The sequence below is a fragment of the Desulforegula conservatrix Mb1Pa genome (genome assembly GCF_000426225.1).
GTDB classification, from domain to species: Bacteria; Desulfobacterota; Desulfobacteria; order Desulfobacterales; family Desulforegulaceae; genus Desulforegula; species Desulforegula conservatrix.
Genome location: NZ_AUEY01000100.1, coordinates 1 through 11,373, shown reverse-complemented (window position 1 = coordinate 11,373; position 11,373 = coordinate 1). Strand labels below are relative to the sequence as shown.

Annotated in this window: 9 protein-coding genes and 1 pseudogene; 6 read left to right on the top strand and 4 right to left on the bottom strand. The window is 44.8% G+C overall.

From position 1 onward, the window contains the following. Window positions 1-15: 15 nt before the first annotated feature. Complete coding sequence (locus tag K245_RS0119275; RefSeq protein WP_027360507.1) at window positions 16-267, bottom strand: WYL domain-containing protein; 252 nt, start codon at window positions 265-267, stop codon at window positions 16-18. Window positions 268-379: 112 nt separating this feature from the next. Next, window positions 380-700, bottom strand: a complete 321-nt coding sequence (locus tag K245_RS0119270) for a hypothetical protein (protein WP_027360506.1) — start codon at window positions 698-700, stop codon at window positions 380-382. 1,225 nt (window positions 701-1,925) lie between these two features. Here K245_RS0119270 and K245_RS0119260 point away from each other — a divergent pair. Further along, the gene (locus K245_RS0119260) at window positions 1,926-2,927 is read left to right on the top strand and encodes an integron integrase (protein WP_051284448.1); all 1,002 of its coding nucleotides are present in this window, start codon (window positions 1,926-1,928) and stop codon (window positions 2,925-2,927) included. Window positions 2,928-3,009: 82 nt separating this feature from the next. On the opposite strand, the gene K245_RS0119255 is transcribed toward K245_RS0119260, so the two are convergent. Next, a complete protein-coding gene (locus K245_RS0119255; protein ID WP_198013938.1) occupies window positions 3,010-3,294 on the bottom strand; it encodes an acylphosphatase in 285 nt (94 codons plus the stop codon). 164 nt (window positions 3,295-3,458) lie between these two features. Further along, window positions 3,459-4,151: a metallophosphoesterase gene (locus tag K245_RS25530; protein ID WP_051284444.1), complete on the bottom strand. Its 693-nt coding sequence runs from the start codon at window positions 4,149-4,151 to the stop codon at window positions 3,459-3,461. A 560-nt stretch (window positions 4,152-4,711) separates the two neighbouring features. Here K245_RS25530 and K245_RS0119245 point away from each other — a divergent pair. The 5 genes and pseudogenes from K245_RS0119245 to K245_RS25525 form a co-directional block, all read left to right on the top strand. Beyond that, a complete protein-coding gene (locus K245_RS0119245) occupies window positions 4,712-5,995 on the top strand; it encodes a (Fe-S)-binding protein (RefSeq protein ID WP_027360502.1) in 1,284 nt (427 codons plus the stop codon). A 27-nt stretch (window positions 5,996-6,022) separates the two neighbouring features. Further along, window positions 6,023-9,070, top strand: a complete 3,048-nt coding sequence (locus K245_RS0119240) for an FAD-dependent oxidoreductase (RefSeq protein ID WP_027360501.1) — start codon at window positions 6,023-6,025, stop codon at window positions 9,068-9,070. Window positions 9,071-9,278: 208 nt separating this feature from the next. Beyond that, window positions 9,279-9,716, top strand: coding sequence for a hydrogenase iron-sulfur subunit (locus K245_RS0119230; protein ID WP_027360500.1), 438 nt, complete (start codon window positions 9,279-9,281; stop codon window positions 9,714-9,716). Continuing rightward, window positions 9,713-10,660, top strand: a complete 948-nt coding sequence (locus K245_RS0119225) for a 4Fe-4S ferredoxin (protein ID WP_027360499.1) — start codon at window positions 9,713-9,715, stop codon at window positions 10,658-10,660. Before K245_RS0119230 ends, K245_RS0119225 begins: the two co-directional genes overlap by 4 nt. A 180-nt stretch (window positions 10,661-10,840) precedes the next feature. Beyond that, window positions 10,841-11,373, top strand: a pseudogene (locus tag K245_RS25525) (4Fe-4S dicluster domain-containing protein); the annotation flags it as partial.

The following is an 11,373-nucleotide window of genomic DNA, read 5'->3' as shown; positions in this document are numbered from 1 at the left end:
AAACGGCCATTGCTTTTACACCTCAACAGGCCAGCGAGGAGTGAATGTGTTTTGTGTTTCTTTTACTGAGATAATACTGGAGACATGAAAATTGCGAATGCCGCCTTTTCTTATGTCATAACAAAAGAACTTTTCGTCTTGGCCCTTGATACGATAGCTGTATGGCTCCGCTTCTCTCGTTTCTGTGCTTCCATCATCTTCGCGAGCGGTAATGATGATGGTGTGCAGATTGCGACCGGCTGAAGCTATTATGTCTTTAATACTCATGTTGCCTCCAATTGTGATGAAAAGTTCTAACGGCAAGCTAAGCTGCGCCGCCGCTGCTTTACTGGTGAAATCGGTGCGTGACGGCGTCAGCTTGGGCGACTTGTTAGGCGATTTATGCTGACTCCCATACAGGAAGATTCAAACCTGTTTTTTGAGATATCTGTTCGATAGTTCCCATTTCAACTGACTTTGCTTTGAAACCAGCCCCTACTAAATCTTTGATATATAATTTATTATAAATAAACATAAAAAACAAACCGCTAAATCCCATTGTGAGAAGAGCCAACAAAAACATGATAATTGCCCATTTCCAATCGCCCCTAAATAATGGTGGAAAGAAGCCAAAAAATAGAACTGTCCATGAAAAGCCTACCGGAGCCTCCTTAATTTGACCTGTTTTTGGATTTTCAAATACCACTTTTGTGTATGCCATTGTACTCTCCTTTTCCCCAATTTTGTTTGTGCGATATAGTGGGGTTGCCATATCGCCTAACGGTGAGCTAAGCCGCGCCGCCGCTGCCTTGCTGGTGAAATCAGTGCGTGTCGGCGTCGGCTTGGGCGACTTGTTATATGCTCTTTGTTATTTAAATTCGTCTTTAATTTGTGGCCTGTTCATAAGCCAGATAAAAAAAATATAAAATGGGGGAATAAGTGAATTCCATTTTAGTGAATAAATCCAGTCTTTTTTTATATATGCCATAATAACTAACAGCAAAAAAAACTGAATAGGCAATATAATATAAAGAAGATAAAGGGACCATTTCTTTTTCATTAACAAATAAATTGTACCAGCTATCATAATTAATGACGATAGAGTAAGCAAAAGTGAAAATAGAAATAATCCATTTTCATAAGATAGGCAATTAAAGAGACTTTCATCTTTTTCGAATATGCAGCAATAAATAAATAAACTTGTAAAAGGCACTGATAATACGAAGCTTTTTATTCCAAATGGTATAAGAGTGAAGCCAAAAAGAGATCTCCACACACTAATTAGATTATTTTGGAAAAGACGAGCTTTATCAATAATTCTATTCAGCTGCATTAGATATCCATGAAACATAATAACGGTGAGCTAAGCTGCGCCGCCGCTGCTTTACTGGTGAAACCGGTGCGTGTCGGCGTCAGCTTGGGCGACTTGTTGGAAATTAGGCGCTTAAAAAGAAACAGCGCTGCCATTAACAAAAACTGATGGAGCAACCCCGAAAAACTTAACCCCGCAACAGCTTTAAAACAGACACAGCAATAAAAGCAAAAACTAAGGAACAAAGACTACTTTGCCGCCAAACCGGAAATCCCACAGCAGCAAAAGGCAAAACCAATAAAGCTGAATCAACTGCAAGCTGAGGAAATGCCAAAAAAACTTTAGCGCAAAGCTGGAAATACGGAGCTAAAAAAGCCAAGCAATTTACCCGAGCGACAAAGCAGAAAAGTCAAAAGCCTTAACCACTTATATTTGCCAATTGAGCCAGAGCGTGAAAGCTTAAAAAACCTGGCAATACCCCGGAAACAGATTTCCAACAGGGTAATAAGCTAAAAAGTTTTCCATCTATTGCGTATATAGAATGGACAGAATTTCCATCTAACACCGATATTAGGGTCAAAACATGGAAAACTGTCGTTGAATTTTCCATCTATTACCGTTAATAGATAATATCATGGAAAACAAGATAAAATTCCGGCCAAATCCAAATCTTCGCCTCATGGATCAGGTAAGACAGGTTCTCAGGTATCATCATTATTCGTTGAGAACCGAGAAGACCTATTGCGACTGGATTGCCAGATTCATAAGATTCCACAAATGCCAGATACATCCCTCTCAGATGGGCAAAAACGAGATAGAGGCGTTTCTCAGCAATCTTGCCACAGACCTCAAAGTTTCTTCATCGACCCAGCGCCAGGCTTTGAATGCCATCATTTTTCTCTACAGGCAGGTTCTTGATATCGAAGTATCGGATCAGCTTGAACCTATCAAAGCAAGAAAATACAACAGACCGCCGGTCGTGATGACGAAAAACGAGGTCAGGAAGGTACTCCAGAATATGTCAGACACTCATCTTTTGATGGCAAAACTTCTTTACGGATGCGGCTTAAGGCTTATGGAATGCGTACAACTCAGGGTTCTTGATGTGGATTTTGATCGTAACCTTGTGTATGTTCGCGGAGCAAAAGGCGGAAAGGACAGGGTGGTAAATCTTCCCGTTAATGTGAAGGAGGAGTTGAAAAATCATATTGCCAGGGTGAAGGATCTGCATGATAAGGACATTCTTGATGGCTGCGGAGAAGTGTATATTCCGGAGGCTCTCGCGCGAAAATATCCGAATGCCGCTAAAGAATTCAGATGGAAGTATGTTTTCCCTTCCAGGGATCTTTCGGCAGACCCAAGAAGCGGAATCAGACGTCGTCATCATGTTCTTGAATCAGGACTCCAGAAGGCGGTAAAAACGGCTGTGGAAAAGTCCGGAATCACAAAAAAAGTTTCGTGTCACACGTTCAGACATTCATTTGCTACACATCTGCTTGAAAACGGGATTAATATCAGGATTGTCCAGGAATTGATGGGACATTCAGATGTCAAGACAACGGAAATTTATACGCATGTAATGGAGAAAGATATTTCAAGGGCTCTGAGTCCGATTGATTCTCTGTGGGAAGTTTAGCATAGAGGCAGTATGTTCTGCTAAATAGCGCTTTTACTAACGCTCATATGGCTTCAAAAAGAACCCATATATCTTTTTCGGTTTATCTGAAAACGATATCGAATCCCGTTAACTCATGTTCAATGGATTTTTCGGTGATATCAACAGATGCAACCATTGACATTGGCGGGCCTTTTCTGCTCCAGTCAACAAGATCAAGAACCTTGTCTTTGTTTCCCTGAATAAGCACGGTAACGCTTCCATCAGCATTGTTTCGAACCCAGCCGCAAAGGCCAAGCGAGACAGCCGTTTTTTTGAGTTGATACCTGAATCCGACACCCTGAACCATCCCGCTGATTTTTATTCTGAGACAAACAATTTCGTTCATGGCTTTCTCCGGAATTATATTTGACAGGATAGCAAAAAGTCCAATTTCCGTCATTCCGGCGCAGGCCGGAACCCAGAAGTGGCTGAAATTACAAAGATGCCGGATCAGGTTCTGCATGACGTTTAAGCCATTTTTAGATTTTTTGCGACTACATCATATTTGAATCAGAAGAATCTGAAACGCTTTTTGGCTGCGGAAGCTTTCTTAATTTCCGCCTTTATGCCTTTTTCAGTGATTTCAATAAGGCCATAATGCCCGTCCTTGGCTGGTCCGGGATTTATGACCATAGTATCTGCGATCATGTCCTTGGCTGCGGATTCGTGGATATGACCGCATAAACAGATAAGGGGAGAATGCTTTTCTATGAATTGCCTGACAGGCCTGCTTCCAACATTTGCGCCTGATCTTACCTTATCACAGGCTGTTCCATAAGGAGGATTGTGTGCGGCCAGGATAACTCTTGAATTTCTTGACTCGACTTTTTGTCCAAGCTCATCGAGTATCCTTATATAATCCTTTTCCTGATATTCGTTGGGCGTATCAAAAGGAGTTGTCTGGGACCCGCCGAGTCCCGCAATATAAAGATCCTTTGCCAGCCTGACCACTTTCCCGTGTATGTTTATCTGTTCCACGTCAAGATAAGCGTCTATGTCATGATAATCACAATTCCCCGAAACTCCATAAACATTGGGCTGATATTTCCGAATCGCATCTATGACTTTTGCAGCTTCGTCATGTCCGCCAAAATGCGTAATATCACCGACAACAATGACAACATCAGACGAAGAAATATCATCTTTCATTTTTTCTATGTTTTGTGTGTCTCCGTGTGTGTCGGTCAGGAGTACGATTTTCATTTTATTCCCCATTTCAGCATTGTTGCCCACATCATTGATACTCTAATACTTTTCATTTTTCATGAAAACCAGAAAAAAATAACAAATAAAGGTTTCTGCAGATAAAGAGACAGGAATGCTATGCATATCGAGGATAATCCTATGCATTTGCATGTAAGCCTATATATACGGTTATCTGTTTTTAATCATTTTACGGGATAAAAGGCAGTCATCCATATGGATAATCTATTCATCAATTCGATAAAATCTATTTAAAGACACCATTTTAATCGAAATAATCAATTTGACCTATTGTTTAAAACTATATTATAGCCGCCTTATTGTAGTATCCAGACTCAGAACCTTTAAATATGGTTATCTAAATCATTATGAAAATCTTTTTCGGCTTTACCTGACAACCAATGATTGAAAGCCCGAGTTGCGGGCCGCGGTTGAATCCGGGGAAGGCTGCCTCTTTTCAAAGCTCCAATCTGACCCTCCGGTAAATCCGTACCCCTTCCGGGCTTAAAAATAAAAATTGAATCAGCAACTGTTTTTATATTTCAGTACCGGAGGAAACTATGGCTCAAGAAATAAAAGTTCCAAGCGGCAAATTCTCGATAAGGGATCTTGCCAAAGCCCTCATCCCGGACGGCGATCTTTCAAAATGTCTCACATGCGGAACCTGCACAGCGGGTTGTCCTGCATCAGGCCAGATGGACATGGACCCACGCAAATTTCTGCGTATGGCAGTCCTTGGTCTTGACGAGCAGCTTGAAAGACATCCCTGGGTATGGGTCTGCACAATGTGCAAACGTTGTAATGACGTCTGCCCCATGAAGATCAACATCCCCCAGCTGACGTTCGAACTCAGGTCAAGATGGCCAAGGGAAGAAAGGCCAAAGGGTATCCTGGGTTCCTGCGACATGCATGTAAAATCCCGTGGCGGAGCTATGGGCGTACCACTCGAAGATTTTGAATTCACGGTAAGCGACCTTGCGGAGGAATGCAGAACCCAGGAAGGTTTTGAAGAACTCCGCGCAGAGATAGACAGGGAAGGCGCTATGTTCGCCCTGAACCAGAACTCCCGCGAGCCTGTTACAGAGCCGGATGAGCTTTTGCCTCTCTGGAAGATCCTCCACACAGCCGGAGCAGACTGGACATATTATTCAGATATGTGGGCTGGTGAAAACTACTGCATGTTCCTCGCAGACGATCCTTCATGGGAATACATAGTTAGGGCTCAGTCGAAAAAAATCGATGAGCTTGGATGCAAGACCTTTATAAATACCGAATGCGGACACTCATTTTATGCTGTATACGCAGCACTCAAAAAATTCAATATACCCCATAATTTCGAATTTAAGAGCATAATAGAATTTTATGCAAAATGGATAAGGGAAGGGAAGCTTCCCGTTAATTCAGAATGGAACAAAGACCTCAAGATTAAATTCACGGTTCAGGATCCATGCAACATCGTCCGTAAAAGCCTTGGTGACTGGATGGCCGACGAGCTTCGCTTTGTCGTAAAGACAGCTGTAGGCGAAGAAAATTTCGTCGAAATGTATCCGAACAAGTCCAACAACTACTGCTGCGGCGGTGGTGGTGGCGCTCTCCAGGCTGGCTACACAGAACAGCGTCAGGCTTACGGAAAGATCAAGTTTGACCAGATCATGCAGACCGGCGCGACTTATGTGATCACTCCATGCCATAACTGCCATGCCCAGATAGAAGACATCAAGCACGCATTTGATGGCCATTACCATGTTGTCCATCTCTGGACTATCCTTTGTCTTTCGATGGGCATTCTGGGTGAGAACGAAAGAACTTATCTGGGGCCTGATCTGGCGGATTTTGGTCTGTAGGAAACAATAGAGCTAAGGAGATTTGATATGAGTACAAAAAATGTAACCGGCGCTGTTCTTGTGGCAGGCGGCGGTATCGCCGGAATCCAGGCCGCGCTTGACCTGGCCAATTCCGGCTATTACGTATATATGCTTGAAAAATCGCCGTCCATAGGCGGTGTCATGGCCCAGCTTGACAAGACCTTCCCGACAAACGACTGTTCAATGTGCATCATGTCGCCAAAGCTTGTTGAAGTTGGTCGCCATATGAACATAGAGCTGATCACCCTGGCTGAGATTAAGGATGTCAGAGGTCAACAGGGTGATTTCGAAGTAGATGTTTTCCAGAAGGCAAGATACGTTGATATGACAAAATGTATTGCCTGCGGAGCATGTACCGAAAAATGCCCGAAAAAAGTTGATGATGTCTATAATGCTGGACTTGCCAAGAGAAAGGCGATCTATGTGCCTTATCCCCAGGCAGTTCCACTGAAATATGCCATTGACGCAAAAAACTGCATCAAGCTCACAAAGGGCAAGTGCGGAATCTGCGAAAAAACATGCCCTGCCGGGGCAATCATGTATGATGACAAGGACAAGAACCTTACCCTAAAGGTTGGCTCCATAGTGCTTGCCCCTGGTTTCAGCACATACAATCCGTCCGGAAAGGCAATATACAATTACGACGCTTCCAAAGACGTAGTAACCTCGATAGAGTTCGAGCGTTATCTTTCGGCTTCAGGCCCTAACCAGGGCCATGTGGTAAGACCGTCTGACCACGTTCACCCCCACAAGATAGCATGGCTCCAGTGCATAGGTTCCAGAGACATCAATACCTGCGGAAACGGTTACTGCTCATCCGTGTGCTGTATGTATGCAATCAAACAGGCGATCATTGCAAAAGAGCATGATCCGTCCCTTGAATGCACCATTTTCTATATGGACATGAGAACCCACGGAAAGGGCTTCGAAAGCTGCTATAACGAAGCCAAGGAAAAGCATGGCATCAAATTCGTCAGATGCAGAATCCACTCCATTTTTACCCAGGAGGGCGAGGAAAAGGGACAGGTTCTCGACTATTTTGACGAAGCCACAGGCAAGGTTGTCCGCGAGCTTTATGACATTGTAGTTCTTTCCGTTGGTATGGAAATATCACCCGAAACACGCCAGCTTGCAGAAAAGATAGGCGTAGATCTGACTCCGAGCGGATTTGTCAAGACATCCTCATTTGATCCTGTAGCCACTTCAAAACCAGGTGTTTATGTCTGCGGCGCCATCCAGGGCCCAAAAGATATTCCCCAGTCTGTTGTTGAGGCTGGCGGGGCGGCAATGCGGGCGGGAGCGTCCCTTGCAAGCGCGAGAAACACCCTCACAAAAACAGCCCCTGAAAGAACTGAAATAGACATCAAGGGCGACCGTCCGAGAATAGGCGTGTTCGTATGCCACTGCGGAAGTAACATCGCAGGCGTCATCGATGTGCCTGCCGTACGCGATTATGCAGCAACCCTTCCGTATGTGGAATATGTTGCAAACAATATGTACTCCTGCTCCCAGGATGCCCAGGACGCAATTGCTGCCGTAATCAAGGAGAAAAACCTCAACAGAATGATAGTTGCGGCCTGTTCTCCGAGAACCCACGAGCCATTGTTCCAGGAAACCCTTCTTGCTGCCGGAATAAACAAATATCTATTTGAAATGGTCAATATCCGTAACCACGGATCATGGGTACACAAGGATCATCCTGTAGAAGCGACTGAAAAGGCCAAGGATCTCGTGAGAATGGCAGCGGCAAAAAGCGCCCTGCTTGAGCCTCTTTCAGAGGCGGATCTGGATATAGACCAGAATGTTGTCGTAATCGGCGGAGGTATCGCCGGAATGACAGCTGCAAAATCCCTCGCTGATCAGGGATACAAGGTAAATATCATTGAGCGTGAGGCCTCTCTTGGCGGTCAGGCAAAAAATCTTTACCAGACGGCTGGCGGAGCCATGATCCAGGAAGGTCTCAAGAATCTGGCATCTGAAGTTACTTCCCATGAAAATATTACAGTTTTTGCAGGATCAAATATTGAGGGTGTCGAAGGATTTGTCGGCAATTTCAAGACTATTGTAAATACAGGCGGAACCTCAAAGACCATTGAGCACGGTGTCACTGTGGTGGCAACCGGCGCGTCGGAGCTTAAACCGACCGAATATATGTATGGTCAGGACAAGCGCATCGTGACAGGCATAGAGCTGGACAAGATGTTCATCAATGATGACCCCGCTCTGAAATCAGTAAATTCGGCTGTTTTCATACAGTGTGTTGGCTCAAGGGAGCCGGAGCGACCATACTGTTCAAGAATATGCTGCACACACTCCGTTGTCTCAGCCCTTCATCTCAAGGAAAAAAATCCTGACATGAATGTCTTTGTTCTTTACAGGGATATCAGAACCTATGGTGAAAAGGAACTTCTGTACAAGGAAGCAAGGGAAAAAGGGGTAATATTCGTTAGATACGGACTTTCAAACAAGCCTGTAGTTTCTGTCGGTGAAAACGGGAAACTGAATATCAGGGTCACTGACCATGTCCTTCAGTTGCCACTTGTCATTGAGGCAGATCTTCTTACCCTCGCGTCAGCCGTTGTTCCGTACAAAGATGAAAAGCTCGCACAGTTCTTCAAGGTTCCCCTGAATGAAGACGGGTTTTTTGTCGAGGCCCACGTAAAACTTGCTCCTTCAGATTTTGCTACTGACGGCGTATTCCTTTGTGGTCTTGCCCATTATCCGAAGCCGATAGATGAGTCCATAGCCCAGGCCCAGGCTGCCGCTTCAAGCGCGCTCAGACTTCTTGCCAAGAAGTCCATAAAAACCCAGGGTGCTATTGCGGAAGTCAACCAGATGATTTGCAGCGGTTGCGGAGTCTGTGTTGCGGTATGTCCATATAACGCTCCTTCAATGAGACTTTCAAAACCTTATGAAGGCAAGGCAGAGATCAACCCTGTTCTTTGCAAGGGATGCGGAGCCTGTGTTTCGTCCTGCCGTTCAGGAGCCTTGAAACTCAAGGGTTTTGATGAAGGCCAGCTAATTGCGATGATTCAGAGTGCGACTAATTTCTAAGATACAGGCTTTTAGAGATGCTGGGAAACTCTTTTGGAAAGGTCTGGCAACAGCATTTTCATGAGGGACTTTCCTGGAATGAGGCTTAAAAATCTGCTGGATTTTGCGGATTCTACACAGAGAAGCAGAAATCTTATAATTTAAGGGTTTCTAAAAATATTTCATGCCTGTTTCAGAATTCTATTTTGAAACAGGTACAGGAGGTAAGATGAGCGAGTTTGAACCAAAAATAGTCACGATACTGTGCAACTGGTGTACATATGGAGCTGCCGACCTTGCGGGCGTAAGCAGATTCCAGTATCCGCCAAACGTAAGGGTTGTAAGGGTTCCGTGTTCCGGCCGCGTGTCTCCGAAAATGATTCTTTCTGCATTTCATAACGGAGCTGACGGTGTCTGGATTTCAGGCTGTCATCCCGGCGACTGCCATTATATTACAGGCAATTACTATGCACGCAGAAAATTCATTTTATTGAGGGATTTCCTTGAATATCATGGCGTCGAGCCTGGAAGAATTCACTTTTCATGGATTTCTTCGGCAGAAGGCGTCAAATTTGCCGAAGTTGCCAGGGATGTTGTCGAAGCTGTCAGAAAAGTTGGACCAGCCAAATATTTCAAGAAAGACAAACTGGAGGGCATAGCGGCATGACAGCATATATTGATAAAATAAAAGAAGCGGCCCGCCGCGTTCTTTCAGAAAAAAAGGTGGATGCAGTCATCGGATTTAAAAGCGGAAGTGTTGCCATGATGACCGAACCGTGCCTCATAAGCAGCGCTGAAGATGTTGACAAGCTGGTATGGGATTCAAACTGCCGCCTTAACCTTGCTAATTACGCAAAGGGAAGAAAAGACAAGGTTGCTGTCATAGCCAAGGGCTGCGATTCACGCAACCTTGTTACCCATATAATAGAAAACCAGATCAAACGTGAAAATCTTTATATTATCGGTGTACCGTGCACAGGCATGGTGGACAAGTCTGTCATAAAGACAATGTGCCCTGGCGATATCACCGCAATGACTGAAAATGGTGACGACATAAAGATTGTCTGTGACGGATCTGAAAAAGCTCTCAAAAAGCCAGAAGTTCTCCAGAGCAACTGCAAGACCTGCATGCACAGAAATCCGGCTCTTTTTGACGAGATGATAGCAGAGCCGGTCAAGGAACAGGAAGTTGCGGATCGTTTTGCTGACATCAAAAAAATAGAAGCAATGTCAGGCGATGACAGATGGAAATTCTTTGAAGACATGCTTTCGTCCTGCACAAGATGTTATGCCTGCAAGAATGCGTGTCCTCTCTGCTACTGCCCGACCTGTTTTGTTGACGAATCACGCCCCCAGTGGGTTGGCAAGGGATTGGACCCAATAGATGTCAGAACTTACCATTTCCTCAGGGCATTTCACTGCGCCGGACGCTGCACAGACTGCGGAGCATGCGAAGCTGCATGCCCTATGGATATAAAGGTGAGACTGTTCACAAAGAAGCTGGAAAAAGACTGCTTTGAGAGTTTCGGATGGGAGGCAGGAATGTCCATTGATGAACGTCCTCCTTTGGACACATACAAGGTCAATGATCAGGAAAGCTTTATCCGGTAGCAGTTGTTATTGCTTCAGCCGAAAACTTATAATTAACGGCAAAGAAAAAAGCTTCAGCCGCCCGAATTAAAAATAGGCAAGCCCGAAGGAATGAGGAGTAGCCCTTCTTACTTCGCAATGACCGAGGGCGAAGCTCAACACAGCGGATGGACTTTTTACGAAGCCGGTTGGGGATATGCCATGAAGATTATTAAAATTGACAAGTCAGCCTGGGCTGCCGGAGTGGATAAGTCGCGGAGCGCTTACCGACTGGTGGGCCCGGTCAAGGATAAGCAGTTCCATGTATTCAGAGGGCTTGCAGCTGGCGAACAGCCCGACATGGGTTACAAAAACACAAGACTTTCACCAAAGTCCATAGCTTTCCCGGCATCTGAAACCATGCTGGTTTATAATCTGGACGAAAATGTGGAAGGCCATCATATAATGAAAGAGGCTGAAAAGGATTATTCAGCCCAGGCCGTAATCGGCATCAGACCATACGACGCCAAGGCTTTCAAACTTGTTGAACTCAACTTCAACAATCCTGATTATCAGGATCCTTACTGGGTAAAGGCTTATGAATGCACAACCTTCATAGGCCTTGCGATCAACAGCCCTGACCAGTTTGATTTTTCCACAAGCTGCGGAACAGGGCCATTTGATGACTCGGCTCTGGATGTAATGCTTGTTGATGCTGGTGACAGCTACCTTGCAAAGGTGATGACAGACAAGGG

Coding starts and splice junctions, on each gene's coding strand:
- K245_RS0119270 (WP_027360506.1), bottom strand. CDS start 700: ATGGCATACACAAAAGTGGTATTTGAAAATCCAAAAACAGGTCAAATT.
- K245_RS0119260 (WP_051284448.1), top strand. CDS start 1,926: ATGGAAAACAAGATAAAATTCCGGCCAAATCCAAATCTTCGCCTCATG.
- K245_RS0119245 (WP_027360502.1), top strand. CDS start 4,712: ATGGCTCAAGAAATAAAAGTTCCAAGCGGCAAATTCTCGATAAGGGAT.
- K245_RS0119255 (WP_198013938.1), bottom strand. CDS start 3,294: ATGAACGAAATTGTTTGTCTCAGAATAAAAATCAGCGGGATGGTTCAG.
- K245_RS0119275 (WP_027360507.1), bottom strand. CDS start 267: ATGAGTATTAAAGACATAATAGCTTCAGCCGGTCGCAATCTGCACACC.
- K245_RS0119225 (WP_027360499.1), top strand. CDS start 9,713: ATGACAGCATATATTGATAAAATAAAAGAAGCGGCCCGCCGCGTTCTT.
- K245_RS0119240 (WP_027360501.1), top strand. CDS start 6,023: ATGAGTACAAAAAATGTAACCGGCGCTGTTCTTGTGGCAGGCGGCGGT.
- K245_RS0119230 (WP_027360500.1), top strand. CDS start 9,279: ATGAGCGAGTTTGAACCAAAAATAGTCACGATACTGTGCAACTGGTGT.
- K245_RS25530 (WP_051284444.1), bottom strand. CDS start 4,151: ATGAAAATCGTACTCCTGACCGACACACACGGAGACACACAAAACATA.